The organism is Streptomyces sp. DSM 106670 (assembly GCF_055792845.1).
Genome location: NZ_CM147704.1, coordinates 6,032,306 through 6,057,787, shown reverse-complemented (window position 1 = coordinate 6,057,787; position 25,482 = coordinate 6,032,306). Strand labels below are relative to the sequence as shown.

General features: G+C 71.4%; 28 protein-coding genes and 1 riboswitch. Of the genes, 11 read left to right on the top strand and 17 right to left on the bottom strand.

All coding sequences use genetic code 11. From position 1 onward, the window contains the following. Nucleotides 1–42: 42 nt before the first annotated feature. Together ACSMXR_RS26970 and ACSMXR_RS26965 are read right to left on the bottom strand one after the other, a co-directional pair. A complete protein-coding gene (locus tag ACSMXR_RS26970) occupies nt 43–732 on the bottom strand; it encodes an SDR family oxidoreductase (protein WP_364885449.1) in 690 nt (229 codons plus the stop codon). Between the two features lie 24 nt (nt 733–756). Then, a complete protein-coding gene (locus ACSMXR_RS26965) occupies nt 757–1,296 on the bottom strand; it encodes an LOG family protein (protein ID WP_137234541.1) in 540 nt (179 codons plus the stop codon). A gap of 133 nt (nt 1,297–1,429) precedes the next feature. On the opposite strand from ACSMXR_RS26965, the gene ACSMXR_RS26960 reads away from it, so the two are divergent. Beyond that, nucleotides 1,430–1,765, top strand: a complete 336-nt coding sequence (locus ACSMXR_RS26960; protein WP_218524656.1) for a DUF427 domain-containing protein — start codon at nt 1,430–1,432, stop codon at nt 1,763–1,765. Nucleotides 1,766–1,840: 75 nt separating this feature from the next. Continuing rightward, the gene (locus ACSMXR_RS26955; RefSeq protein ID WP_218524657.1) at nt 1,841–2,644 is read left to right on the top strand and encodes an alpha/beta fold hydrolase; all 804 of its coding nucleotides are present in this window, start codon (nt 1,841–1,843) and stop codon (nt 2,642–2,644) included. A 44-nt stretch (nt 2,645–2,688) separates the two neighbouring features. Here the strand turns inward: ACSMXR_RS26955 and mnmA are convergent, their stop codons facing one another. Then, on the bottom strand, nt 2,689–3,825 hold the full coding sequence (gene mnmA, locus ACSMXR_RS26950; protein ID WP_137234538.1) for a tRNA 2-thiouridine(34) synthase MnmA: 1,137 nt from the start codon (nt 3,823–3,825) through the stop codon (nt 2,689–2,691). A gap of 61 nt (nt 3,826–3,886) precedes the next feature. Here mnmA and ACSMXR_RS26945 point away from each other — a divergent pair, with 61 nt between their 5' ends. After that, entirely contained in the window at nt 3,887–4,660 is a 774-nt protein-coding gene (locus ACSMXR_RS26945; protein ID WP_473170102.1) for an N-acetylmuramoyl-L-alanine amidase, read from the top strand. 6 nt (nt 4,661–4,666) lie between these two features. Here ACSMXR_RS26945 and ACSMXR_RS26940 read toward each other — a convergent pair whose 3' ends face one another. The 3 genes from ACSMXR_RS26940 to ACSMXR_RS26930 form a co-directional block, all read right to left on the bottom strand. Then, nucleotides 4,667–5,836, bottom strand: a complete 1,170-nt coding sequence (locus tag ACSMXR_RS26940; protein WP_137234536.1) for a cysteine desulfurase family protein — start codon at nt 5,834–5,836, stop codon at nt 4,667–4,669. Between the two features lie 177 nt (nt 5,837–6,013). Further along, entirely contained in the window at nt 6,014–6,373 is a 360-nt protein-coding gene (locus tag ACSMXR_RS26935; protein ID WP_137234535.1) for a hypothetical protein, read from the bottom strand. Nucleotides 6,374–6,435: 62 nt separating this feature from the next. Beyond that, the gene (locus ACSMXR_RS26930) at nt 6,436–6,591 is read right to left on the bottom strand and encodes a hypothetical protein (protein ID WP_030632692.1); all 156 of its coding nucleotides are present in this window, start codon (nt 6,589–6,591) and stop codon (nt 6,436–6,438) included. 138 nt (nt 6,592–6,729) lie between these two features. Here ACSMXR_RS26930 and ACSMXR_RS26925 point away from each other — a divergent pair, with 138 nt between their 5' ends. The 3 genes from ACSMXR_RS26925 (at nt 6,730) to ACSMXR_RS26915 (ending at nt 9,189) form a co-directional block, all read left to right on the top strand. Continuing rightward, the gene (locus ACSMXR_RS26925; protein WP_218524660.1) at nt 6,730–7,356 is read left to right on the top strand and encodes a TetR family transcriptional regulator; all 627 of its coding nucleotides are present in this window, start codon (nt 6,730–6,732) and stop codon (nt 7,354–7,356) included. A gap of 85 nt (nt 7,357–7,441) precedes the next feature. Beyond that, the gene (locus ACSMXR_RS26920; protein WP_473170101.1) at nt 7,442–8,326 is read left to right on the top strand and encodes a DUF2268 domain-containing putative Zn-dependent protease; all 885 of its coding nucleotides are present in this window, start codon (nt 7,442–7,444) and stop codon (nt 8,324–8,326) included. A 29-nt stretch (nt 8,327–8,355) separates the two neighbouring features. After that, a complete protein-coding gene (locus tag ACSMXR_RS26915) occupies nt 8,356–9,189 on the top strand; it encodes a MerR family transcriptional regulator (RefSeq protein WP_473170100.1) in 834 nt (277 codons plus the stop codon). Between the two features lie 16 nt (nt 9,190–9,205). On the opposite strand, the gene ACSMXR_RS26910 is transcribed toward ACSMXR_RS26915, so the two are convergent. The 8 genes from ACSMXR_RS26910 to ACSMXR_RS26875 all read right to left on the bottom strand — a co-directional run bounded on the left by ACSMXR_RS26910 (nt 9,206) and on the right by ACSMXR_RS26875 (nt 17,004). Beyond that, entirely contained in the window at nt 9,206–9,373 is a 168-nt protein-coding gene (locus ACSMXR_RS26910; protein WP_473170099.1) for a WCX domain-containing protein, read from the bottom strand. A gap of 47 nt (nt 9,374–9,420) precedes the next feature. After that, entirely contained in the window at nt 9,421–10,302 is an 882-nt protein-coding gene (locus ACSMXR_RS26905) for a thioesterase family protein (protein WP_218524663.1), read from the bottom strand. A gap of 80 nt (nt 10,303–10,382) precedes the next feature. Beyond that, entirely contained in the window at nt 10,383–11,042 is a 660-nt protein-coding gene (locus ACSMXR_RS26900) for a trimeric intracellular cation channel family protein (RefSeq protein ID WP_137234529.1), read from the bottom strand. A gap of 18 nt (nt 11,043–11,060) precedes the next feature. Continuing rightward, nucleotides 11,061–12,284, bottom strand: coding sequence for an ABC transporter ATP-binding protein (locus tag ACSMXR_RS26895; protein ID WP_473170098.1), 1,224 nt, complete (start codon nt 12,282–12,284; stop codon nt 11,061–11,063). After that, nucleotides 12,281–13,273, bottom strand: coding sequence for an ABC transporter ATP-binding protein (locus ACSMXR_RS26890; protein ID WP_137234527.1), 993 nt, complete (start codon nt 13,271–13,273; stop codon nt 12,281–12,283). The genes ACSMXR_RS26895 and ACSMXR_RS26890 overlap by 4 nt, the downstream gene beginning before the upstream one ends. 6 nt (nt 13,274–13,279) lie before the next feature. Continuing rightward, complete coding sequence (locus ACSMXR_RS26885) at nt 13,280–14,242, bottom strand: ABC transporter permease (protein ID WP_137234526.1); 963 nt, start codon at nt 14,240–14,242, stop codon at nt 13,280–13,282. A gap of 1 nt (nt 14,243) precedes the next feature. Then, on the bottom strand, nt 14,244–15,248 hold the full coding sequence (locus ACSMXR_RS26880; RefSeq protein WP_030079026.1) for an ABC transporter permease: 1,005 nt from the start codon (nt 15,246–15,248) through the stop codon (nt 14,244–14,246). Nucleotides 15,249–15,333: 85 nt separating this feature from the next. Further along, nucleotides 15,334–17,004: an ABC transporter substrate-binding protein gene (locus tag ACSMXR_RS26875; protein ID WP_218524667.1), complete on the bottom strand. Its 1,671-nt coding sequence runs from the start codon at nt 17,002–17,004 to the stop codon at nt 15,334–15,336. 294 nt (nt 17,005–17,298) lie between these two features. On the opposite strand from ACSMXR_RS26875, the gene ACSMXR_RS26870 reads away from it, so the two are divergent. Further along, nucleotides 17,299–17,715: a hypothetical protein gene (locus ACSMXR_RS26870; protein WP_137234524.1), complete on the top strand. Its 417-nt coding sequence runs from the start codon at nt 17,299–17,301 to the stop codon at nt 17,713–17,715. Nucleotides 17,716–17,754: 39 nt separating this feature from the next. On the opposite strand, the gene ACSMXR_RS26865 is transcribed toward ACSMXR_RS26870, so the two are convergent. The 3 genes from ACSMXR_RS26865 to ACSMXR_RS26855 all read right to left on the bottom strand — a co-directional run bounded on the left by ACSMXR_RS26865 (nt 17,755) and on the right by ACSMXR_RS26855 (nt 20,247). Further along, entirely contained in the window at nt 17,755–18,543 is a 789-nt protein-coding gene (locus ACSMXR_RS26865) for an enhanced serine sensitivity protein SseB C-terminal domain-containing protein (protein WP_030079031.1), read from the bottom strand. 167 nt (nt 18,544–18,710) lie between these two features. Then, nucleotides 18,711–19,481 carry an enhanced serine sensitivity protein SseB gene (locus tag ACSMXR_RS26860; protein WP_359137035.1) on the bottom strand — a complete coding sequence of 257 codons (771 nt, stop codon included), beginning with the start codon at nt 19,479–19,481 and terminating at the stop codon, nt 18,711–18,713. Between the two features lie 73 nt (nt 19,482–19,554). After that, nucleotides 19,555–20,247, bottom strand: coding sequence for an AAA family ATPase (locus ACSMXR_RS26855; RefSeq protein ID WP_137234523.1), 693 nt, complete (start codon nt 20,245–20,247; stop codon nt 19,555–19,557). Between the two features lie 163 nt (nt 20,248–20,410). Then, nucleotides 20,411–20,508, top strand: a riboswitch (glycine riboswitch). Between the two features lie 176 nt (nt 20,509–20,684). Between ACSMXR_RS26855 and gcvT the strand changes: the two genes are divergently transcribed. The 4 genes from gcvT to ACSMXR_RS26835 all read left to right on the top strand — a co-directional run bounded on the left by gcvT (nt 20,685) and on the right by ACSMXR_RS26835 (nt 25,141). Further along, on the top strand, nt 20,685–21,800 hold the full coding sequence (gcvT, locus tag ACSMXR_RS26850; protein WP_364885475.1) for a glycine cleavage system aminomethyltransferase GcvT: 1,116 nt from the start codon (nt 20,685–20,687) through the stop codon (nt 21,798–21,800). 130 nt (nt 21,801–21,930) lie between these two features. Further along, the gene (gcvH, locus tag ACSMXR_RS26845) at nt 21,931–22,308 is read left to right on the top strand and encodes a glycine cleavage system protein GcvH (protein ID WP_006127740.1); all 378 of its coding nucleotides are present in this window, start codon (nt 21,931–21,933) and stop codon (nt 22,306–22,308) included. A 19-nt stretch (nt 22,309–22,327) separates the two neighbouring features. Then, entirely contained in the window at nt 22,328–23,587 is a 1,260-nt protein-coding gene (gene glyA / locus ACSMXR_RS26840; RefSeq protein ID WP_137234521.1) for a serine hydroxymethyltransferase, read from the top strand. 168 nt (nt 23,588–23,755) lie between these two features. Then, nucleotides 23,756–25,141, top strand: coding sequence for an L-serine ammonia-lyase (locus ACSMXR_RS26835; protein ID WP_473170097.1), 1,386 nt, complete (start codon nt 23,756–23,758; stop codon nt 25,139–25,141). The last annotated feature ends 341 nt before the right edge of the window (nt 25,142–25,482 follow it).

Below are 25,482 nucleotides of genomic sequence, written 5' to 3'. Positions count from 1 at the left end.
GGAAGCCTACGGTCACCGGCGGGGCGGCTGCTCCTCAGGGCGTCAGCGGCCGGGGCGGACGGTGAGGTCGTTGACCTCGGCGTCGCGCGGCAGGTCGAGCGCCATCAGGATCGTGGTCGCCACCGACTCCGGGTCGATCCAGCGCTCCGCGTCGTACTCCTTGCCCTCCTGCTGGTGGACCTTGGCCTGCATCGGGCTGGCGGTGCGGCCCGGGTAGACGGACGTGACGCGCACGCCGTTGGCGTGCTCCTCGTGGCGCAGCGAGTCGGCGAGCGCCTTGAGGCCGTGCTTGCTCGCGGCGTACGCGCTCCACCCGGCGTGGGCGTTGAGCCCGGCGCCGGAGTTCACGAACAGGACGTGGCCCCGGGCGGCGCGGAGCTGGGGGATGAGGAGGCGGGTGATCTCGGCGGGGGCGATGAGGTTGGCGTCGATCTGGAAGTGCCAGGACTTGGGGGTGAGCTCGCCGACCTCGCCGAGCTCGACGACGCCCGCGATGTGCAGCAGGGTGTCGATCCGCTCGGGCATGGCCTGCTGGCCGAACGCCCAGGACAGCCGGTCCGGATTGCCGAGGTCGCCGACGAGGGTGCGCGCGCCGGGGTAGCGGTCGGCGAACTCCTTGGCGCGGCCCGCGTCACGGGCGAGCAGGACGAGTTCGTCGCCGCGCTCCAGGAGGCGGCGGGCGACAGCGGCGCCGATGCCGGATCCGGCGCCGGTGATGAGGTGGGTAGCCATGGGGCGATCCTAGATCCGGGCCTTCTACTGGAGACCGGCGGACTCCTCCAGGTAGGCCAGCGCGCCGACGCCGTCCTTGGCGAAGAAGACCAGGTCGGTCAGGGGCAGCGGCAGGAAGCCCTCGTCCTCCATGCGCTGGAACTGCTGGCGCAGCCCGTCGTAGAAGCCCGCCGTGTTGAGCAGGACGACCGGCTTGGTGTGCTTGCCGTGCTTCTTCAGCTCCAGGATCTCGGTGGCCTCGTCGAGCGTCCCGGTCCCGCCGACCATGATCACGACGGCGTCGGCCTTCTCCAGGAGGAGCGCCTTGCGCTCGGCGAGATCGCGGGCGATCACCATCTCGTCCGCGTTCTCCCGGGCCTTCGCGGCGAGGAAGTCGACCGAGACGCCCACGAGCCGCCCGCCCGCCGACTGCACGCCGTCCGCGACGACCTTCATCAGCCCGCTCTCCGATCCGCCCCAGACGAGGGTGTGGCCGCCTCTGCCGAGCAGCTCGGCGAACTCCCGGGCGGGCACGGTGTAGCGGTCGTCGAGGTCGGCGGCGGAGAGGAAGACGCAGATGTTCATGGGGCAACCGTACGACCCGCCTCGGACACTCCCCCGTTCCGGGGACGGATCAACGTACGGGATCGGCGTAAGGGATCGGCGTACGGAATCGGCGTACGGGAAGAAGACGGCCCCGTACGCCGCTGAAACAGGCATGACTGCCACCCGAGGACACCGCATCACCGTCGAACAGGGCACCGAGCACGTGCGGGCGGTGCACGAGGGCCGGGTGCTGGCCGAGAGCCGCCGCCCGCTCGTGCTCCGCGAGACCGGCTGTCCGGTCCGCTACTACCTGCCGCCCGAGGACGTCCGTACCGAGCTGCTCTCCCCGTCGGACACCTCCACCCACTGCCCGTTCAAGGGGGACGCCTCCTACTGGTCGCTGCCCGGGGCCGCCGATCTCGTCTGGGCCTATCCGGACCCGAAGCCCGAAGTCGCCGCGATCAAGGACCACTTCTGCTTCTACGCGACGGAGACGGTCGCCGACTGACCTGCTCCGGGCGGTCCGCGGAAGTTTTTCCCGCCGGAGCGATGAGTTTCGCGGGCCGCCCCGGTCTCCTCTCCCATGGACAGGATTCTCTCCGCCGACGGCACGCCGATCGCCTACCGCCGCCAGGGCGAGGGGCCGCCGCTGGTGCTGGTCGGCGGGGCGCTGAGCACCGCCGCGGCCGAGGCGCCGCTGGCCGCCCTGCTCGCGCCGCGTTTCACGGTGCTCACCTACGACCGCCGGGGCCGGGGCGCGAGCGGTGCCGCCGGGCGCTGCACCGTGGCGCGCGAGGTCGAGGATCTGGCCGCCGTCGTCGGCGCGGCCGGGGCGGGCGCGGCGGTCTTCGGGATGTCGTCCGGCGGGGCGCTGGCGCTGGAGGCGGCGGCCGCCGGGCTCCCGGTGGAGCTGCTCGCCGTGTACGAGCCGCCCTACACACCGGGCGCCTCCGGTCTGCTGTTCAAGGCCCGTTGCACGGCCCGGCTGCACCGCTTGCTGGCGGCCGGGGACCGGGCCGGCGCGGTGGAGCTGTTCCTGTCCCTGACGGGCGTCCCGGCGGAGACGGCCGCCCTGCTGCGGCGCACCCCGGCGTGGGCGGAGCTGGAGGCGATGGCGCACACCCTGGCGTACGACGACGCGCTGCTGGGCGACGGATCCGTTCCGGCCGAGCGGTTCGGGGCGGTCGCCGCCCGGACGCTGGTGATCTGCGGCGGCTTCAGCAGCGCCCCGGCCCGCGCGGCGACCCGCACCCTGGCCGAGGCCCTGCCGCGCGGCCGGCACCGCACACTGACGGGCCAGATGCGCGAAGTGGCGCCCCAGGTGATCGCCCCGGTGCTGACGGACTTCTTCGCCAGGGACGTGTACGCGTACCGACAGGCGTCGTGAGCCGCCTGCGGGCCCGAGCGCCGTGAGCCGTCAGCGGACCGGGCTCAGCCGCCCGCGGCCACCCGCTCGCGGCGGACGGTCGTCGCGATGGTGGCCGAGCCGACCACACGCGTGCCGTCGTACAGGACGACCGCCTGGCCGGGGGCCACGCCCCGGACCGGCTCGGTGAAGGTGACGTTCAGCTCGGAACCGTCGACCAGCTCGGCCGTGACCTCGGTCTCGCCGCCGTGGGCGCGCAGCTGGGCGGTGTACGTGCCCGGCCCGGACGGAGGCGTTCCGCACCAGCGGGGCTTGATGGCGGTCAGCGAGGTCACGTCGAGGGCCTCGACGGGACCGACGGTGACGGTGTTGTTCACCGGGGAGATGTCGAGGACGTAGCGCGGCTTGCCGTCGGGGGCCGGGTGGCCGATCTTCAGGCCCTTGCGCTGGCCGATGGTGAAGCCGAAGGCGCCCTCGTGGGTGCCCAGCTTCGTACCGGTCTCGTCGAGGATGTCGCCCTCGGCCGGGCCGCCGAGGCGGTTCGCGAGGAAGCCCTGGGTGTCGCCGTCGGCGATGAAGCAGATGTCGTGGCTGTCGGGCTTCTTGGCGACGGCCAGGCCCCGGCGCTCGGCCTCGGCGCGGATCTCGTCCTTGGTGGTGAGGGTGTCGCCGAGCGGGAACATGGCGTGGGCGAGCTGCTTCTCGTCCAGGACGCCGAGCACATAGCTCTGGTCCTTGGCCATGTCGGAGGCGCGGTGCAGCTCACGGCTGCCGTCCTCGGTGAGCACGACGGTGGCGTAGTGGCCGGTGCACACGGCGTCGAAGCCGAGGGCGAGCGCCTTGTCGAGGAGCGCGGCGAACTTGATCTTCTCGTTGCAGCGCAGGCAGGGGTTGGGCGTGCGCCCGGCCTCGTACTCCGCGACGAAGTCCTCGACGACGTCCTCGCGGAAGCGTTCCGCCAGGTCCCAGACGTAGAACGGGATACCGATGACGTCGGCCGCGCGGCGGGCGTCCCGGGAATCCTCGATGGTGCAACAGCCGCGCGCCCCGGTCCGGAAGGACTGGGGATTCGCGGACAGGGCGAGGTGGACACCGGTCACGTCGTGGCCCGCCTCGGCGGCACGGGCCGCGGCGACGGCGGAGTCCACGCCGCCCGACATCGCGGCGAGGACACGCAGGGGGCGCTGGGAAGTCTGAGTCATAGCCTCTCCAGGGTACGGGTCCCCGGGAACCGAACGCTCGCGGATATGCGTTGACGACCACATGGGGAACAACGGGAGCACCCGGGCGTCGAACAAGCCCGCAGGCAGGCCGTCGCGGAAGAAGCCCGCCGAGGGCGTCGGCCGGCGCGCGCTGCTGATCGGCGGCGGTGCGGTGGTGGCCGCCGGCACGGTCGCCGTGCTCGCGCGCGACCAGGTGAAGCGGCTGTGGTGGCAGGTGCCGGGCATCGAGAAGCCGCGGAAGCCGGGCGAGCTGGATTACGCGGGGGCGACCTGGGTGGCCGCCTCGGAGGCGAACTGGCGGCGTGCAGACCGGCCCGACGACTTCCCGATCGACCGCGTGATCATCCATGTCACCCAGGGCAGCTTCGACAGCGCCGTGAAGGTGTTCCAGGACCCCGCCCACCAGGCCGCGACGCACTACATCGTGGGGCAGGACGGGCGGGTGGTGCAGATGATCCGCGAGCTGGACGTGGCGTACCAGGCGGGCAACCGCTCCTTCAACGAGCGGGCCGTCGGCATCGAGCACGAGGGGTTCGTGGACCGGCCGAAGGACCTCACCAAGGCGATGTACGAGTCCTCGGCGCGGCTCACCGCGTCGATCTGCGCCCGGCACGACATACCCATCGACCGGAAGCACATCATCGGGCATGTGGAGGTGCCGGGCACCGACCACACCGATCCGGGTCCGCACTGGGACTGGGACCGGTACATGGAGCTGGTGCGCCGGGCCGCGACCGCGCCGCCCTCCCCCACGCCCGCCTCCTCGGGCTCGGCCTCCGCTTCCGCTTCCTCTTCCGCGAAGGCCTCGGGGTGACGGCTCTCAGCTGAGTCCGGCGGTCCTCGCCCGCTCGACCGCCGGGCCGATCGCCTCGGCGAGCGCCTTGACGTCCTCCTCGGTGGAGGTGTGGCCGAGCGAGAAGCGCAGGGTGCCCCGGGCCAGGTCCGGGTCGGTGCCGGTGGCGAGCAGGACGTGGCTGGGCTGGGCGATCCCGGCGGTGCAGGCGGAGCCGGTGGAGCATTCGATGCCCTGGGCGTCCAGCAGCAGCAGGAGGGAGTCGCCCTCGCAGCCCGGGAAGCTGAAGTGGGCGTTGGCCGGGAGGCGTCCGGCCGGGTCCGGGTCGCCGCCGAGGACGGCGTCCGGCACGGCTTGGCGTACGGCGGCCACCAGGTCGTCGCGCAGCGAGCCCACGCGGCGGGCGAACTGCTCGCGCCGCTCGGCGGCCAGCCGCCCGGCGACCGCGAAGGAGGCGACGGCGGGCACGTCCAGGGTGCCGGAGCGCACATGCCGCTCCTGGCCGCCGCCGTGCAGCACGGGTACGGGGGTGTGGTCACGGCCCAGCAGCAGCGCGCCGATGCCGAACGGGCCGCCGATCTTGTGCCCGCTGACCGTCATCGCGGCCAGGCCGGAGCGGGCGAAGTCGACCTCCAGCTGTCCGAAGGCCTGCACCGCGTCGGCGTGCATGGGGATGGCGAACTCCGCTGCCACCTCCGCCAGTTCACGGACCGGCATGATGGTGCCGATCTCGTTGTTGGCCCACATGACCGTGATCATCGCGACGTCGTCGGGGTTGCGGAGGATCGCCTCGCGCAGGTCTTCGGGGTGCACCCGGCCGTAGCGGTCGACCGGGAGGTAGTCGACGGTCGCGCCCTCGTGCTCGGCCAGCCAGTCGACGGCGTCCAGGACGGCGTGGTGTTCGACGGGGCCGGCGAGGACCCGGGTACGGCGGGGGTCGGCGTCGCGGCGGGACCAGTAGAGGCCCTTCACGGCGAGGTTGTCGGCCTCCGTGCCGCCGGAGGTGAGGACGACTTCGCTGGGGCGTGCGCCGAGGGCGTCGGCGAGGGCTTCTCTGGACTCCTCGACGGTACGGCGGGCCCGGCGTCCGGCGGCGTGCAGTGAGGACGCGTTGCCGGTGACGGAGAGCTGGGCGGTCATCGCCCCGATCGCTTCGGGAAGCATCGGGGTGGTCGCGGCGTGGTCGAGGTAGGCCATGATGGGGCCGATTCTACGAGCCCCGGGTGGGGCGCATGCCGGGCGCGTCACGGCCAGGCACCCGCGCACGCCCGTACGGGGCGCGGCGGACCGGCTCGATGGCAGGTCGGGGCCCCGGTCCGGAGCCCGATCCGGCACGGGGTGAGCGGCTCGCGGGGCCGCGTCGGGGGGTGCGGGTCAGCCGCCGATGCTCCAGGCGACCGTGCCGTTGGCGGTGACCAGGACGGCGAGCACGGCGAGGTCGGCGACGCCCAGGGCGAGGCCGAGCCAGGCGCGTCCCCGGCGGCGGGTGCGGCGGGCCAGGGCCAGCAGCGCCATCACGATCGCGGTGGGCCCGAGCAGGATGTTGAAGACCAGCAGCCCGACGAGGCCGAGGACGAACGAGGCGACGGCGAGACCGTCCGCCTCACGTCCGGCGGCCCGGCGCGGAGCGGGGTCGGGGCTCTTCCCCGCTTCCGGCGCCGCGCCCGGGTCGACGCCGTGCTTGCCGGGGGCCGCGTCCGTGCGGCGGGTGCGGTCGATGAGGGTGAGGGTCATGGTGCGAGCTCCTTCGGATCGTTCCGGGAAACGGCAGGCTCGGCGGGTGCGGGTGCGGCGGGTCAGTGGGTGCGGCGCGACGCGCGCTCGCGTACGGCGAAGATCAGCAGCCAGCAGCCGATCACGGCCGCGGCGGCCAGGGTCAGCGGCAGCGGGATATGGGCGACCGTCCCGAGGACGATCCCCAGCAGGAGCAGCGCGGCGACGAGGACGAGCACGGCGGAACCTCTCTGTGCGACGACGAAAGCCGTCCGGAAGCGAGCCGAACGCCATTCGGAGTACGAGTGTTCACTGACTTGAAAGTCTAAACCCCACACCCTTCCCTCGACTCGGAGAACGGTTGTTTACTGAATGGCATGAGTCACACTCCCGTCGGAATCCGCCAGACCCAGAAGCTCAGGACCCGCCAGGCGCTCCTGGACGCCGCGCTCGTCCTGCTGGAGCACCAGAGCCTGAGCAGCCTGGGACTGCGGGAGGTCACCCGGGCCGCCGGGGTCACGCCGACGGCCTTCTACCGGCACTTCGAGGACACCGCCGCGCTCGGCGTCGCCCTGGTCGAGGAGACTCTGGGCAGCCTGCACGGGCTGATCGGCGCGGTGCTCGCGGAGACGGGCGACAGCGAGGAGCGGCTGGACCGCAGCGTGGAGGTGATAGCGCGTCATGTCGGCGCGCAGCCCGCCCACTTCCGGTTCATCGCCCGCGAGCAGCACGGCGGGGTCGGCCCGGTGCGCGAGGCCATCGCGGCCCAGCTGCGGCGGTTCGCGGAGGAGGTCGCCTGCGCGCTCGGCCAGGAGCCGGGGTCGGCCGGGTGGAGCGAGGAGGACCTGCTGATGCTCGGCGGGCTCTATGTGGACCACATGGTGATCACCACGTCGACCCTGCTGGAGGCCGGACCGGAGGGTGAGAAGGAGGTCGTCCGGGTGGCCCGGCGGCGGCTGCGGCTGGTCACCATCGGCCGGGCGCACTGGCTGGACGAGGGGTGACGTACGCACGGACCGGGCGGAAGACCAGGAGACGCCGCGGCGGCCCTTGACCCTCCCGCGACAGGAGGCTCTACGGTCCCCCGGTATGAAGATCGTCGTCCATGACACCGCCTCCGCCCTGCTCGACCTCCTCGGCCGCCCCGTGGCCCAACGACCCGACGCCCTGCGCGAGATGTACGCCCCGTTGCAGGAGGTGATGTCCCCGGTGGGGGTCGGCGACCTGGTCGAGACGCACCGCTCGGGCAGCGGCTTCCCGCTCGACCGGGACGACCCGCGCCTGCTTGCGGCCCTGGAGCGGATGCGGGAGGCCCGGGTGTGGCAGCGGGTCGAGGAGTCGCTCGCCGCCGCACAGGAACGGCTGGGCGCGGCGGCGCCCGGGGCGCGGACCGCCGGCACCGTGCAGGTGGTCCTGATGCTCGGCGACCCGGACGACCCGCAGCTGGGCCTCAACCAGGGGTACTTCGGCCTCGGCGGCATCCCGGGCGCGATCCTGCTGATGATGTGGCCCACCGGAACCGGCCTGACCAAGATCGGGCACGCCGCCGCCCATGAGCTGCACCACAACGTCCGCTACGCCAACGTGGTCTGGGACCCGATGGCGGTCACGGTGGGCGAGCAGGTCGTGGCCGAGGGGCTGGCCGAGGCGTTCGTGCGGGAGCTGGCGGGCGAGGCTGCCATGGGCCCCTGGGCGACCTCCCTGCACGGCCCGGAGCTGGACGAGGTCTGCGTGAAGGTGGCGGCCGGGATCGATGTGGCGGGCATGGCGAACCTTTCTCCGTACGTGTTCGGCGACCGCACCACCCTGCGGCTGGGGCAGGAGCCGGTCGGGCTGCCGGACTTCGCCGGGTACGCGGCCGGGCTGCGCTTCGTGGACGCGCACCTCGCGGCCACCGGGCTGACCGCCGCCGCGAGTGTGGCCCTGTCCGCACGGGAGATCCTGGCCGCCGCCGGCGTGCCGACCGCCGTGTGACCCTGCTCCGGCTGCGGGAGACTGGGCCGGTGAGCAACGAGGAGTGCCGCCCCGGGGAGCCGCCCGCCGAGGGCCCGGCCGACGGGCTGACCGTCGGGCGGACCGCCGCGCTCGTCGGGGTCAGTGTGAAGACGCTGCACCACTGGGACACGATCGGTCTCGTGCGGCCGGGCGGGCGCACCCGCTCCGGCTACCGGGTGTACGGGGACGACGACGTCGCCCGGCTCCACCGGGTCCTCGTCTACCGCGAGATCGGCATCCCGCTCGCCGAGATCGGGCGGCTCCTGGACGACCCGGAGGTCGACGCGCGCGAGCATCTGCGCCGGCAGCGGGGGCAGCTCGCGGACCGGATCTCCCGGCTGGAGCGGATGGTCGGGGCGGTGGACCGGATGCTGCTGGAGTCGAAACCCGGGATCCGGCTGACGCCCGAGGAGCAGGTGGAGATCTTCGGCGCCGACTGGCGGCCCGGCTGGGCCGAGGAGGCCGAGGAGCGCTGGGGCGGCACGGACCAGTGGGCGCAGTACACGGAGCGGGCGGCCGGGATGAGCGCCGAGGAGTGGAAGGACGTGGCGGCGGCCACCGAGGCCCTGACCGCCGACCTCGCCGAGGCCTGCCGGACCGGCGTCGCCGCCGGCTCGGACCGGGCGAACGCCCTCGCGGAGCGGCACCGGGCGCAGATCTCGACGTACTTCGACTGCACGTACGCCATGCAGGTCTGCATCGGCCGGACGTATGTCACCGACCCCGGGTACGCCGCGTACTACGACGCGATCGCCGCCGGGCTCAACGACTGGCTGTGCGCGGTGATCGCCGCGAACGCCCGGGCCCACGGCGTCGATCCGGAGTCCGCGAGCTGGGAGTGAGGGGCGGCGGGCCGGGTCAGCCGTCGGCCGCGTACATCTCGACGACCCGGGCGGCGGACTCGGCCAGCAGGGTGCGGGCCTCGGGCGGGTCGAGGACCTCCACGGCCGCCCCGAAGGCGAGGAGGGACCGCGCCCGGTTGATCTCCGACACGGCCAGCTCCGCGAGCAGCCGGTCGGATTTCACCGGTCCATGATGGCCGGATCCCCGGTTGCCGCGATTCTGTGCCGCGACTACTTCTCGCGCGGGGCCTTGGCCAGCTGGCGGGACTGGGCGACGAGGCGGTCGGCGCTGTCCCAGACCTCGGCGTCCTCCTCCAGGAAGCCGCCCGCGAGGTTGCGGGTGGTGATGGAGACGCGCAGCGGGCCCGGGGCGGGGCGGCAGCGGATGTGGGTGGTCAGCTCGACGGTGGGGGTCCAGCCGGTCAGGCCCAGCTCGAAGGAGGTCGGCGGCAGGGCGTCCACGGTGAGCAGCAGCGACAGCGGGTCCGGGTCGCGGCCGTCGGCCAGGCCGAACCAGCCGCGCATCTCGCCCTTGCCGGACGGGGCTCCGATCGCCCAGCCGACGGTCGCCGGGTCGAGCTTGATGTCGAGGCGGTCGGTGATGGCGGAGCTGCCGGGGATCCTGGGCGCGCCGTCGCTCGGGCCGAGGCAGTGGTCGCGGTCGGGCATCGCGGGCGGCAGGGCCGTCGTGCGGACGTCGTCGGGGAGCGTGTCCAGGTCGCCGTAGGTGGCCAGCACCCGGATGCGCTCGACCTCGCTGCCGTCCTCGGCGTACTGGAAGAGGGAGGCCTGGCCCGTGGAGAGGGTGCGGCCGGTGCGGACGATCTGGGTGCGGACGACGGCGGGGCCCGGCACGGAGGCGGTGAGGTAGTGCGCCGAGACGGAGAACGGGTCGGAGTGCGGCAGGGCCTCGCCGAGCGCACGGCCCAGCAGCGCGAGCAGATAGCCGCCGTTGACCGCGTGGATGATGGTCCAGCCCGCGGAGAGCTCGGCGTCGTAGACGCCCTCCTCGCGCAGGGTGACCGCGGTGTCCCGGTCGAACTCGCTGTCGCCGATGGTCGCCGGTGCGGTCCGCGCCGCTCCGGTCACTGCCTCAGTCGCTGCCTGTGCCATGGCATGCACGGTACATCCATCACCCTACTGAGCGGTAGCTTTTTGGGTCCCGCAATACTCGGCACACTCGGCGACGGACCTCAGGCTTCCTCGGCCCGCGCGGAGGAACGGTTGTACGCGCGCGGCGCCCGCCAGTGGAAGCGCAGCGCCAGCAGCCGCAGGACGAACGCGGCGATCACCGCCAGGCCGCTGGTCAGGGCGTTGAGGGTGTCGAAGCGGATGCACAGGACCACCATGGTCGCGCCGACGATCGCGGGCACCGCGTACAGGTCGCGGTCCCAGCGCAGCAGCGAGGGCACCTCGTTGGCCAGGACGTCGCGCAGCACACCGCCGCCGACCGCCGTGGCCAGGCCGAGCGCCGCCGACGCGGTGAGCCCGAGGCCGTACTCGTACGCCTTGACCGTGCCGGTCACACAGAACAGGCCGAGCCCCGCCGCGTCGAAGACGTTGACGCCGACCTGGATGCGTTCCACGTGCGGGTGGAGGAAGAAGACCAGCACGGCGGCGAAGAGCGGGGTGATGAAGTAGCCGAGGTCGGTGAAGGCGGCGGGCGGGATCGCGCCGATCATCACATCGCGGAACAGCCCTCCGCCCAGCGCTGTCACCTCCGCGAGAACCGCGATGCCGAAGACATCGAAGTTCTTGCGGACGGCGAGCAGCGCGCCCGAGATCGCGAAGACGAAGATCCCGACGAGATCGAGCGCATGCTGGACGGAGGGCGTGAACAGTTCGGTGAGCACCGGGCAATTGTGCCGGTACTAGACCTTGCGGCTGTCCTCCGCCTTCTCAGCGGCCTCCGCGTCGGCCTGAGCCGGTACGGCCGCGGGTTCCTCCGACTCTTCCTTGTCGGCTCTATCGGCCTTGTCGGCCTTGTCGGCCTTGTCGGCCTCCGGGACCGCGGTGTCGCTCTCCGACACCTCCACCGCCTCGGCCGCCACCGTCTCCGTCCCGGTGACCGCCTCGATGCCGGTCGCCAGGGTCTGCTTCACCGTGCCGGCCTCGATCTCGGCCGTGTAGTGGCAGGCCACCTTGTGCCCGTCGCCGGTGTCCAGCAGCGGCGGACGCTCCGTGGCGCACTTGGTCTCCTGCACCCACGGGCAGCGGGTGTGGAAGCGGCAGCCGGTCGGCGGGTTCGCCGGGGAGGGCAGGTCGCCGTGGAGCAGGATCCGCTCGCGGCGGTCCTCCACCTCGGGGTCGGGCACCGGGACGGCCGACATCAGCGCCTTGGTGTACGGGTGCCGGGGCCCCGCGTACAGCGCGTCGCTCGGGGCCTCCTCGACGAGCCCGCCGAGGTACATCACCCCGATGACGTCCGAGATGTGCCGGACCACCGCGAGGTCGTGCGCGATGACCAGGTAGGTCAGGCCGAGGGACTCCTGGAGCTCCTCCAGCAGGTTGATGACCTGCGCCTGGACCGAGACGTCGAGCGCGGAGACCGGCTCGTCGCAGATGATCACGTCCGGCTCCAGGACCAGCGCGCGGGCGATGCCGATGCGCTGGCGCTGGCCGCCGGAGAACTCGTGCGGGTAGCGGGACATCGCGTTGGACGGCAGGCCGACCTTGGCGAGGATGTCCTTGATCTTCTCCCGGCGCTCCGCCGCGTCCTTGCCGATGCCGTGCGCGGCCATGCCCTCGGCCAGGATGGACTCGATGTTCTGCCGGGGGTTGAGGCTGCCCAGCGGGTCCTGGAAGACCATCTGGAGGCGGCGGCGGAAGGCCCGCATCTCCTCGGACGGCAGCTTCGCCAGGTCGGTGCCGTCGAAGACGACCCCGCCGTCGGTGATGTCGTTCAGCCGCAGGACCGCCCGGCCGAGCGTCGTCTTGCCGCAGCCCGACTCGCCGACCAGGCCGTACGTCTGACCGGCCTCGATGGTCAGCGAGACGCCATCGACCGCGTAGACGTGGCCCACCGTACGGTCGAAGAAGAGGCCCTTCTTGACCGGGAAGTGGACTTTGACGTCGTCCAGTTCGAGAAGGCTCATGCCGGGACCTCCGCCTTGGGCAGGACCGGGTTGACGCAGCGCACCTGGTGTCCGGCCGTGCGTGGTTCGGTCAGTTCGGGGGTGCCGGTGAGGCACTCCATCGTGTAGTGGTCGCACCGGGGTGCGAACGCGCAGCCGTCGGCCCAGGCGATCTTGTCGTTGATGGACCCGCGGATCGGGTGCAGCGGCTCGCCGCGCGGTGCGTCGAGGCGCGGGATGGAGCCGAGCAGCCCGTGCGCGTACGGGTGGGTGGGGTGGGCGAACAGCTCGCGGCGGCCCGCCGATTCCACCGCCCGGCCGGCGTAGAGGACGTTGACCTCGTCGCAGAGGCCGGCGACGACACCGAGGTCGTGCGTGATCATCAGCAGGGCGGTGCCCTCCTGGTCGACCAGCTCCTTCAGGAGCTCCAGGATCTGCGCCTGGATCGTCACGTCCAGCGCGGTCGTCGGCTCGTCGGCGATCAGCAGCCGGGGGGCGCAGGCGACCGCCATGGCGATCAGCGCGCGCTGGCGCATACCGCCGGAGAGCTGGTGCGGGTACTCCTTGAGCCGCCGGTCCGGGTCGGGGATACCGACCCGGTCGAGCAGGGACGCGGCTTCCTTGCGGGCCTTCTCGCCCTTCAGCCCGCGGTGGCGCTGGAGGATCTCGGTGACCTGGATCCCGATGGGGACGACCGGGTTCAGCGAGGAGAGCGGGTCCTGGAAGATCATCGCCAGCTGGCTGCCGCGCATGTCGCGGAGCTTGCGCTCGCTCATGGTCAGCAGGTTCTGGCCGTCGAACTCGGCACGGCCGCCGATCCTCGCGGCCTTGCGGGGCAGCAGCCCCATCAGGGCGAGCGAGGTGACGGACTTGCCGCAGCCCGACTCGCCGACCAGGCCCACGACCTGGCCCTGGTCGACCTCGAAGGAGACGCCGTCCACGGCCGTGGCGTCCTTGCGGCCGCGGGCGGTGAAGGTGACGCTGAGTTCCTCAACGGAGAGCAGTGACATGGGACTTCAGCCTCGCAACTTCGGGTCGAGGGCCTCGCGCATGGACTCGCCGAGCAGGGTGAAGCCGAGGGCCGTGATGATGATCCCGACGGCCGGGTAGGCGGCCATCATCGGCTCGTTGTCGAAGAAGCGCTGCGCCTGGGAGAGCATCACGCCCCACTCGGGAACGGCCGGGTCGGGGTTGCCGAGGCCCAGGTAGGACAGGGCCGCGGCCTCGATGATCGCGGTGGCCAGGCTCAGGGTGGCCTGGACGATCACGGGGCTCAGCGAGTTCGGCAGGATCTGCGTGAGCACGATCCGCTTGCGCCGGATGCCGACCGCCTTCGCGGCGAGCACATAGTCCGCGCCGCCCTGGACCAGCATCGAACCGCGCAGCAGGCGGGCGAAGATGGGGATCTGGACGACACCCACGGCGATCATCACGGTGGTCAGCGACTGGCCGAGGACCGCGGCGATGGAGACGGCGAGCAGCAGCGAGGGCAGCGACAGCATGATGTCGGTGAAGCGCATGATCACGGTGTCGACGCGCTGGCCGATCTTGCCGCCGAGGGTGGCGGCGGCGCCGGACAGCACCCCGACCAGCGCACCGACGATCAGGCCGATGAGCATGGAGACGACACCGACGAGCAGCGTCTGCCGGGCTCCGACGAGCCAGCGGGAGAACATGTCGCGGCCCAGGTGGTCCAGGCCGAACCAGTTCTCGCCGCGCATGCCGACGAACTTGCCCTGGTTGGGGAAGACTTCACTGCGCCAGTTCTGCGCGGTGGGCCCGTGCGGGGCGACCCAGGGGCCGACGATCGCGACGAGGATGAACACGGCGATGATCGCCGCGCCGATGATCGCCATCTTGCTGGAGCGCATCCTGCGGAACGCCTCGCGCCACAGGCTGGTGCCGGTGACGGTCTCGGTGCTCTGGGTCAGCTCGGCGAGACGGTCGATCTTGTCTGCTTTGTTGGTCATGATCGTCACGTCAGTGCACCCGCACTCTCGGGTCGATGATGCTGTACGCGAGGTCGACCAGGAGGTTGATGAGCACGTACACCATCGCGATGAAGAGAATGAATCCGACGAGGACCGGGTAGTCACGGCCGTCGATCGCGGTACGGATGAAGGAGCCGATGCCGCCGAAGTCGAAGACGGACTCGGTGAGCACCGCTCCGGAGAGCAGGCTGCCGGTCAGCAGGCCGACCGCGGTGATCACGGGCAGCAGGGCGTTGCGCAGCACATGGCGGCCGCGCACGGTCTTCTTGTCCAGGCCCTTGGACTCGGCGGTACGGATGTAGTCCTCGCCGAGCACCTCCAGGACGCTGGCGCGGGTCATCCGGACGATCACGGCGAGCGGGATCGAGGCCAGCGCGACGGCGGGCAGGATCAAGTGCATGATCGCGTCCCAGCTCGCGTCGAATTCGCCGGTCAACAACCCGTCCAGTACGGAGAATCCGGTGATGTCGGTGGCGTTGAGTCCGGTGGTCAGCCGGCCCTGGCTCGGGAACCAGCCCAGTTCCACGGAGAAGATCCCGCGCAGCAGCATGGCCAGGAAGAAGACCGGGATGCAGATGCCGAGGAGGGATCCGGAGACGGAGGCGACGTCCAGCCATCCGCCGCGGTGCTTGGCCGCCAGGTAGCCCATCGGGATGCCCACGACCACGGCGATCAGGATGGCGGCGACGCTGAGCTCCACGGTGGCCGGGAAGCGCAGGGTGAATTCGTCCCACACCGGCTGGCCGGTCTGGGTGGAGGTTCCGAGGTCGAGCTCGAAGATGCGCTTGAGGAACCGCCAGTACTGGACGTGGACCGGCTCGTCGAGCCCGAGTGCCCGGTTGATTCTCGCTACTTCGGCTTCGGTGGCCCGCTCGCCCAGGATCGCTGAGGCGGGTCCGCCGGGCAGTCGGTTCAGCCAGAGGAACAGCAGGACCGACAGGCCGAGCAGGGTGGGAATGAGCTGGAGAAGTCTTCTTACGACGAGTCGCAGCACCCCGCATGCCCCTTTCTCACGTGCGTCGATGCGGGTCCGCCCGGCCACCTGGTTGCTGTGGCCGGGCGGACCCGCTGGTGTGCGATTACTTGAAGGAGACCTCGGCGAAGTTCTCCTGCGTCAGCGGGGAGACCTTCGGCGGGTTGACGTTCTTGGCGAACGCGATGGCCGGCGGCGACGAGGAGATCGGCACGCCGGGGACGTACTCCGCGATGACCTCGTTGGCCTTCTTGTAGGCCTCGGTGCGGGCGGCCGGGTCGGTGACCTTGGAAGCGGCGTTCACGGCGTCGAAGACCTTCTGGTCCTTGAAGCCCCACTGCTTGTCCGGTCCGGCGAACCAGGTGCCGATGAAGTTGTAACCGTCGTTGAAGTCACCGGTCCAGCCGAGCATGTGCAGGGCGCAGGAGCCCGCCTCGGTGGCGTCCAGGTAGTCCGGGGCCCACTTCATGGCCTTCGGCTTGACGGTGATGCCGGCCTTCTCCAGGTCGGCCTTCATCAGCTCGAACATGTCCTGCGGAGCGGGCATGTACGGGCGGGTGACCTCGGTCGGGTAGCAGAAGTCGATGGAGAGCTTCTCCTCGCCGGCCTGCTTGAGGAGGTCCTTCGCCTTGGCGGTGTCGAACGGGTACGTCTTCACCTTGTCCGAGAAGCCGGCGACCGTGTCGGGCATGAACTGGGTCGCGACCTTGCCGCCCTCGGGCAGCTGGGTGTTGACGAGGTTCTCGCGGTCGATGGCGTGCGTGATCGCCTGACGGACCTCGGGCTTCTTCAGCGCCGGGTTGGCCGACTGGCTCATACCGACGTAGAAGATGTTGAAGACGTCACGGGTCGGAACCTCGTAACCCTCCTTCTCCAGCGTCGTCACATCGGCCGGCGCGACCAGGTCGTAGCCGTCGATGTCACCGGCCTGGAGCGCCTGGCGGCGGGTCTCCTCGGTGGAGATGGTGCGGAAGACCAGGTTCTTCACCTTGGCCTTGGCGCCCCAGTAGTCGTCGAAGCGCTCCAGGGAGACTTCCTTGTTCCCCTTGTTCCACTTCACGATCTTGTACGGGCCGGTGCCGGCGACCGTGCCGGCCTCCTGGCTGTACTTCGGGTACGTGATCGCGTCGCCCTTGGCGGTCGCGTTCTGCTTCGCGTACTCCTTGAGGGCCTTCGGCGAGTGGATCGCCAGGGCCTGGAGCGAGAAGCCGCCCGGGAGGTTCGCCGAGGGCTCGTTGACCTCGATGACCGCCGTGTTGTCGTCCTTGGCGGTGCAGGACTTGTAGTTCGCCTTGGGCGTCTCGGGGTCCTCGTTCTTCGCGAACCCGCCCATGATGGTCTGCCAGTAGTAGGAGACCGCGCTGGACTGGTACGTACCGGTCCAGTTGAACCAGTAGTCGTAGTTCGCGCAGACCGCGGCGGCGTTGAACGCCTCGCCGTCGTGGAACTTCACGCCCTTGCGCAGGTTGAACGTCCAGACCTTGCCGGCCGGGTCGCTCTCCCACTTCTCGGCGAGGCCGCCGACGAGCTTGCTCCCACCGGGCTCGTGCTCCAGGAGCGCCTCGAACGCCTGGCGGGTGACGCGGAACGTCTCGCCGTCGCTCGCGAGGGCCGGGTCGAGGGAACCGGGGTCACCGGCTCCGGCGAAGACGAAGGTGTCCTTGTCGCCCCCCTTGGAGCCGCCTTCGTCCCGCTCGCTGGAACAGCCCGTGGCGATCAGACCGACAGCGACCGCTGTCGTGATCGCCCGGACAGCCCGGGACTTGAATATTCGCATGGGTCCACCCCTGGTTCGCCATGTGGTGAGGTTTGATGGCCGCACACTACAGACGGTGCCCACCGCAAGAGAACAGTCCGGATAGCGGTGAGACCTAGTCGAGACCCGGACAGTTAACAAACCGTCCAGTTCCGGGACATCCTCCCGGGGGAAGTTAACAAGCCGGACATCGAGGGGTGTTCGACGGAGGGTGACCGGGGACGGGGACGGCGGGCACCCGGGTACGGAGACGGCGGGCGCCCCCGACCGCTCGACCCCGGTCCGGGGCCGGCCCGCCTGCGCTAGCTTCGCCTCATGCTTCCGCTCATCAGTTCACACGCCCAGGTGTACGACAGGGAGTTCCGCAGGCGCGGAGTGCGCGAACAGGGGTGGGGCCGGGGAATGGTGGCCGTGGCCGTCCTCATCTGGCTCTGGCTGGCCTACCAGCTCTTCTTCTCGTTCACCATCGAGTACGGCGTGCGCTCCGAGACGATCGCGTGCGATTCCCGCGCCTTCCACCGTGACGCCTCCTCCGACGAGGCGTCGCACTCCGAGACCGAGCGCAGGCTCTGTGCCGCCGAACGCGACTGGGGGCCGATGCTCGCCGCCTTCCTGCTCTCCCTCCCCCTGGCCACGGCCGGCGCCGCGCTGTACGCCTCGGGCACATCCGCGCTGCGAACCGCCGACTACGCCGCTCAGGTCACCCGTCTGAACGCCGTCGAGGAGCCCTGAGCGGGGCCGGCTGGGTTGCCGGCAGGGCGGCTCCGGGGCTCAGCGGGGCTGGGGCGGGTAGCCGTATCCGGGGGCGGCGAGGGGCGGCGGGCCGGCGGGGGCGTGGGCCTCGCGGTCGTAGAAGGGGCGGGCGTTCGCGCGCAGCCACATGCCGACCGGGTCGTACTCGTCGGACAGGGCGACGGTGGAGACGGGCAGCCCGTCGGGGACCGCCGCGACCGACTGCCGCATCATCTCGCGCACCGATTCGACGGCGGCGCGGCCGGTGTCGTAGAGGTCCAGGCCGATCGCGAGATACGGCACGCCGACCGCCGGGTGCACCCAGGCGCGGCGCAGCGAGCGGATCGCGGGGGTGCGGTGGGCGTTCTGGGTGAGCAGGGCGTAGAACTGCGGGAGCTCGATGGCGGGTTCGGAGAGCCGGAGCGGTCCGGCGGGCAGCCGGTCCAGGCCGGTGGCGATGCGCCGCAGGTCGAGCCAGGGGATGCCGACGCCGCCGCCCGGGGCGTGCGGGTTGAGCCAGATGCCCCAGCGGTCGGGGAAGAGGGCGCGGGCGATATCGCGTCCGGTGACCAGCTCGTGGGAACGGTTCCAGCCACTGGCGGAGAGCTCCTGGGCGGAGGTGACGCAGGGCGCGTACCCCAGGCCCTCGATCTCCATGTTGCCGTACTGGGCGTCCGGCGAGCCCGCCGTGCCGTGCCAGAGCAGCATCCAGATCCGGCCCTCGGCGACCGCGGCGAGCAGCGCCTCGTAGGTGTCGTAACGCCCGGGGGTCACCTGGCGCAGCATGTGCTCGACCTTCCCGGCCGCCGCGGTGCCTGACGCACTCACCCTGGGTCCCGCCCCTCGTCGATCCATCGCGTTCGCGCCACCGCTCCCGGGCACACGGGAGCGACCACGCCATCAAACCAGCTTATGCGCCACTTCTGACACCGACTTGACGCCACGGTCCGGCGGCACCCGGTCCGGTCGCCGCCGTCGGGCCTCGTACCGGTGGATCAGTGGCCCTCGCGCCGGTAGAACGGGCGCACTTTCTCCCGCATCCAGTCGCCGACGAGGTCCTGGGCCACGTCCAGCAGGACCAGGTTGACCGGCCAGGGCACCTGGACCCGGCCCAGCGCCCGGCCGATGGCGTCCATGGGCGCGCTCTGGCCCGCCCCGTCCCAGGTGGCGAACTCGACGCCGACGAAGAGGACCGGGTCGCCGCCCTCGATGCTGGCCAGCGACCGGCGGGCGGTGCTCACCACGCCGGTGGCCTCGAACTCCTCGGACACGGCGGTGAGGAAGTCGACCGGGTCGTGCTGCCAGTCCGGTTCGTAGAGCTTGACCCGGCCGCCGGTGGCGGGCCCGTCCAGGGCGGTGCGCCCGGCCCGGCAGAGCTCGGCGACGGCGGGCGGCGGAAGCGGTATGCCGACCGCGCCGCCGGGGTTCACCGCGATGCCGACCTGCGGGGGCAGGCCCCGGGCGAAGTCGCGGGCGGGCGCGACGGCGAAGGACATATGGCTGCCGACGCAGCTGAGGAACTGGGCCTCGGAGCTGAAGACGGGGACGAAGGCGGCGCCGTCGATCTCCATCATCGGCAGGTCGAGGTCCGCGCTGGCGGGACTGCCGCCACTCGGCAGCGGCACCCAGACGGAGCTGCGGCCGAGCACCTCGACGAGGCGGCCGCCCGCGTCCGGGACGCCGAGCGAGGCCGTCAGCACCTCTTCGAGCTCGTTGGCGGGCCACCCCTGCTGGGGGTGCGCCGGTGCGGGTGCCGGAATGTCCACTGCCTCTGTGCCCTCTCTCGACCCTCGGCCGCCGCGCGCGGCGGCCGTCGTGCTCCGGCCAGCACCCTAACCTTCAGCGGCTCGCGGCGACCTCGGCCTCCGTGAAGGAGATCCGTCCGAGCGCCCCCGCCGCCGGCCGGTCCAGCAGCACCGCGGAGGCACAGCCGGCGGGCAGCAGCCCCTGCTCGGTGTCGCGGAGCAGCCGGGCCACCGCGTTCCGGTGGCGGGCGAAGGCGTAGCCGGAGACCCCGCGGCCGCGCTCGCGCTGCCCCTGCCGGGCCACCTCGGGCGTCACGTCGAGCAGGATCAGATGAAGGGCGTGGCCCCGGCTCACCGCGTGCCGGGCGAGCCAGCGGCGTACCCAGGTCTGGGTGCCGCAGTCGTGCACGACGACGGATTCGCCGGAGCGCAGGGCGTTCCAGAGGCCGAGGTAGTGCGCGGCGCGCACCAGGGGGCGGTAGAGGGCGTAGGGAAGTAAGCGGGGCAGGGCCGCGGCCCAGCTGTCGCGGGTGTTCTGGGAGTCGATGGCGCGGCCGCGCACGGCCCGCCGGATGAGGGTCGACTTCCCGCTGCCGGGGAGCCCGGAGACGACCACGACGTCACCGGCGGTGAAATCGAGGCAGTACGGGGCGCAGCGGGCACGCCCGCGCAGGTCACGTACCACCGGCGCACCCCGTGTGAGCTGCTCTCTTACGGGTGCGCCGGGTTGTGCGGGCATCGCGTCGTGCGCGACCCCCGCGGTCGGTACCGACCGCTGCAACGTCATCGCCCATCCCCCTGCCGTCGGGTCACCCACGCCTGCTCCTGAAGTGTAAAGAAAAGGCAATACGGCACAACCGACCTCGCCGTCTTCCCCCGGGTGGGGACCGGGCCCCCCACTCTCCCCCGATGCGTGCGATGATGACCCCGCCAACTGCATACCGGCCGTTCGAATCCGCGCGGGAGAGTTCCGGCCACAGTGTGAGCCGGGCGCCGAAGGAGCAAGATCCTCCCTTGAATCTCTCAGGCCCCGTACCGCGTGGATGAGGCAGATCTGAAAAGCGAGCCGCCCTGCGGCTCCACCCAAGGTGCAAGCCGAGCCCTGTGAACAGGGGCGCCCCCAGGGGCATACCCCGTCAGGGGCTATCGGCGAACCTCTCAGGTTCCGATGACAGATGGGGAGGATTTTCCGTCCTGACGTCGTCATGCCCTGGAGCCGTATCCATGAGCACTGCCCCCCGTCTTACCGCCCTCGACGCGCTGCACCGCTCGCTCGGCGCCACCATGACCGACTTCGCGGGCTGGGACATGCCGCTGCGGTACGCCAGTGAGCGCGACGAGCACAACGCCGTACGCACCCGCGCCGGGCTCTTCGACCTGTCGCACATGGGCGAGATCACCGTCACCGGTCCCGAGGCCGCGGCCTTCCTGAGCTACGCGCTGGTGGGCAACATCGCCACCGTCGGCAACGGCCGGGCCCGCTACACGATGATCGTCCAGGAGGACGGCGGGATCGTGGACGACCTGATCGTCTACCGCCTGGGCGAGACGGAATACATGGTCGTCGCCAACGCGGGCAACGCCCAGATCGTGCTGGACGCGCTGACCGAGCGCGTCGGCGGCTTCGACGCCCAGGTGCGCGACGACCGGGACGCGTACGCGCTGCTCGCGGTCCAGGGCCCGGAGTCGCCCGCCATCATGAAGGCCGTCACCGACGCCGACCTGGACGGGCTGAAGTACTACGCGGGCCTGCCGGGCACGGTCGCCGGGGTTCCGGCGCTCATCGCCCGTACCGGCTACACCGGCGAGGACGGCTTCGAGCTGTTCGTCGCGCCCGAGCACGCCGAGCAGCTGTGGCGGGCGCTGACCGAGGCCGGCGCGCCGCACGGCCTGATCCCGTGCGGCCTCTCCTGCCGGGACACGCTGCGCCTGGAGGCGGGCATGCCGCTGTACGGGCACGAGCTGACGACCGCGCTGACCCCGTTCGACGCGGGCCTCGGCCGGGTCGTGAAGTTCGAGAAGGAGGGCGACTTCGTCGGCCGCGAGGCGCTGAAGGCCGCCGCCGAGCGCGCCGAGACCGCCCCGCCGCGCAAGCTGGTCGGCCTGGTCGCCGAGGGCCGCCGGGTCCCGCGCGCGGGCTTCCCGGTCGTGGCCGACGGCAAGGTGATCGGCGAGGTCACCTCCGGCGCCCCGTCCCCGACCCTGGGCAAGCCGATCGCCATGGCCTACGTGGACGCGGCCTTCGCCGCCCCGGGCACCGAGGGCGTGGGCGTGGACATCCGGGGCACGCACGAGCCGTACGAGGTCGTCGCGCTGCCGTTCTACAAGCGCCAGAAGTGATATCCCGGAAGAACCAGTAGTTTCCGGGCCTTCTCACCGCACGCAGGCGTCACAGAAGTGACGTACCTCCGTCTCACACCGTAAGACCACCGTTCATCAGCACTCCCCCGCGTACAGGAGAATTCAGGTCATGAGCAACCCCCAGCAGCTGCGGTACAGCAAGGAGCACGAGTGGCTGTCGGCCGTCGAGGACGGCGTGGCCACGATCGGCATCACGGAGTACGCGGCCAACGCGCTCGGTGACGTCGTCTACGCCCAGCTCCCGGAGGTCGGTGACACGGTGACCGCGGGTGAGACCTGCGGCGAGCTGGAGTCGACCAAGTCCGTCAGCGATCTGTACTCGCCGGTGACCGGTGAGGTGACGGCGGCCAACCAGGACGTCGTGGACGACCCCTCGCTGGTGAACTCCGCTCCCTTCGAGGGCGGCTGGCTGTTCAAGGTGCGCGTCGCGGAGGAGCCGGCCGATCTGCTCTCCGCCGACGAGTACACCGCGTTCTCCGGCAACTGAGACCTTAAGGGACCCCCTGATGTCGCTTCTGAACTCCTCCCTCCACGAGCTGGACCCGGACGTCGCCGCCGCCGTCGACGCCGAGCTCCACCGTCAGCAGTCCACCCTCGAAATGATCGCCTCGGAGAACTTCGCTCCGGTCGCCGTCATGGAGGCGCAGGGCTCCGTCCTCACCAACAAGTACGCCGAGGGCTACCCCGGCCGCCGCTACTACGGCGGCTGTGAGCACGTCGACGTCGTCGAGCAGATCGCGATCGACCGGATCAAGGCCCTGTTCGGCGCCGAGGCCGCGAACGTCCAGCCGCACTCCGGTGCGCAGGCGAACGCCGCCGCGATGTTCGCGCTGCTGAAGCCGGGCGACACGATCATGGGCCTGAACCTGGCCCACGGCGGTCACCTGACCCACGGCATGAAGATCAACTTCTCCGGCAAGCTCTACAACGTGGTCCCGTACCACGTCGACGAGACCGGTGTCGTGGACATGGAGGAGGTCGAGCGCCTCGCCAAGGAGTCCCAGCCGAAGCTGATCGTGGCCGGCTGGTCCGCCTACCCGCGCCAGCTGGACTTCGCCGCCTTCCGCCGGATCGCGGACGAGGTCGGCGCGTATCTGATGGTCGACATGGCGCACTTCGCGGGCCTGGTCGCGGCCGGTCTGCACCCCAACCCGGTGCCGCACGCCCATGTCGTCACCACCACCACGCACAAGACCCTCGGCGGTCCGCGCGGCGGTGTGATCCTCTCCACCCAGGAGCTCGCCAAGAAGATCAACTCGGCGGTCTTCCCGGGTCAGCAGGGCGGCCCGCTGGAGCACGTGATCGCGGCCAAGGCGGTCTCGTTCAAGATCGCGGCGGGCGAGGAGTTCAAGGAGCGCCAGCAGCGCACCCTGGACGGCGCCCGCATCCTGGCCGAGCGCCTGGTCCAGCCGGACGTCACCGAGGTGGGCGTCTCCGTCCTCTCCGGCGGCACCGACGTGCACCTGGTCCTGGTCGACCTGCGCAACTCCGAGCTGGACGGCCAGCAGGCCGAGGACCGGCTCCACGAGCTGGGCATCACGGTCAACCGGAACGCCATCCCGAACGACCCGCGTCCCCCGATGGTCACCTCGGGCCTGCGGATCGGCACCCCGGCGCTGGCCACCCGCGGCTTCGGCGCCGAGGACTTCACCGAGGTCGCGGAGATCATCGCGTCCGCCCTCAAGCCGTCCTACGACGCGGACGACCTCAAGGCCCGCGTGGTCGCGCTGGCCGAGAAGTTCCCGCTGTACCCCGGCCTGAAGTAACACCTGGCCTGCGGTTCTGCACGTTCGGGCGGGGCACCGCGCACACTGAACAGAGTGAGCGCGGTGCCCCGATCCGTGTCCCCGCCGATCCTTCTTGTTCCGCTTGCCCCGCTTGTCCCGCACCACCCAGGCAGACAACGGCGTCTTCCAACCCCAAGGAGTACTCCCGTGGCCATCTCGGTCTTCGACCTCTTCTCGGTCGGCATCGGCCCGTCCAGCTCCCACACGGTGGGCCCGATGCGCGCCGCCCGGATGTTCGCGCGCCGCCTGAAGAACGAGGGCCTGCTCGCGCACACCGCGTCGATACGGGCCGAGCTGTACGGCTCCCTCGGCGCGACCGGACACGGGCACGGCACGCCCAAGGCGGTCCTGCTCGGCCTGGAGGGCGAGTCGCCCCAGACCGTGGACGTGGAGACGGCCGACGGCCGGGTCGACGAGATCCGCTCCACCGGCCGGATCAACCTCCTCGGCATGCACGAGATCCCGTTCGCCTTCGACGACGACCTGATCCTGCACCGCCGCAAGGCGCTCCCGTACCACGCCAACGGCATGACGATCCTCGCGTACGACACCGAGGGCGCCCCGGTCCTGGAGAAGACGTACTACTCGGTCGGCGGCGGCTTCGTCGTCGACGAGGACGCGGTGGCCGGCGAGAACCCGATCGTCCCGGACGACACCGTCCTGCGGCACCCCTTCCGCACCGGCGACGAGCTGCTGCGCCTGTCCCGCGAGACCGGCCTGTCCATCTCCTCGATGATGCTGGAGAACGAGCTGGCCTGGCGCACCGAGGCGGAGATCCGCGCCGGGCTGCTGGACATCTGGCGGGTCATGCAGGCCTGCGTCTCGCGCGGCATGTCGCGCGAGGGCATCCTCCCCGGCGGCCTCAAGGTCCGCCGCCGCGCCGCGAACTCGGCCCGCCAGCTGCGCGCCGAGGGCGACCCGCAGGCCCACGCGATGGAGTGGATCACCCTCTACGCGATGGCGGTCAACGAGGAGAACGCGGCGGGCGGCCGCGTCGTCACGGCCCCCACCAACGGCGCCGCGGGCATCATCCCCGCCGTTCTGCACTACTACATGAACTTCGCGGCGGGCGGCTGCACCGAGACCGAGAAGGAGGACAGCGTCGTGCGCTTCCTCCTCGCGGCCGGCGCGATCGGCATGCTGTTCAAGGAGAACGCCTCGATCTCCGGCGCCGAGGTCGGCTGCCAGGGCGAGGTCGGCTCGGCCTGCTCGATGGCGGCCGGCGCCCTGGCCGAGGTGCTCGGCGGCTCCCCCGAGCAGGTGGAGAACGCCGCCGAGATCGGCATGGAGCACAACCTGGGCCTGACCTGCGACCCGGTCGGCGGGCTCGTCCAGATCCCCTGCATCGAGCGCAACGGCATGGCGGCGGTGAAGGCGGTCACCGCGGCGCGGATGGCGCTGCGGGGCGACGGCAGCCACAAGGTCTCCCTCGACAAGGTCATCAAGACCATGAAGGAGACCGGGGCGGACATGAGCGTGAAGTACAAGGAGACGGCGCGGGGCGGGCTCGCGGTGAACATCATCGAGTGCTGAGCCTGTACGTCGAGTGCCGAGCATTGATCGGGTATCCGTGAATCCGCCTCCTCGGATATCGGGGGGCGCGGCCGTGGCATAGCTTCGGGCCGCGGTGACCGGGCTTACGGAGGGAACCTGCGCGCGTCGTCCTTCGGGGTCCCAGCCGGAAGGGCACTGCGCCCTGTGTGTGGCAGTCGGCCGGGCGTGCTCCGCTGCGCGCCGTTCCGCCGAAGGGCCTTCCGTACGCCCGGCACCGGCATCCTCCCCGTGCGCGGACCGTGACCGCGGGCGACCGTCCGTGAAGAGGTGCGTCCGTTGTCGTTCGCCCAGAATGGGCCTGGGCGCACTGTGGTGGGTCC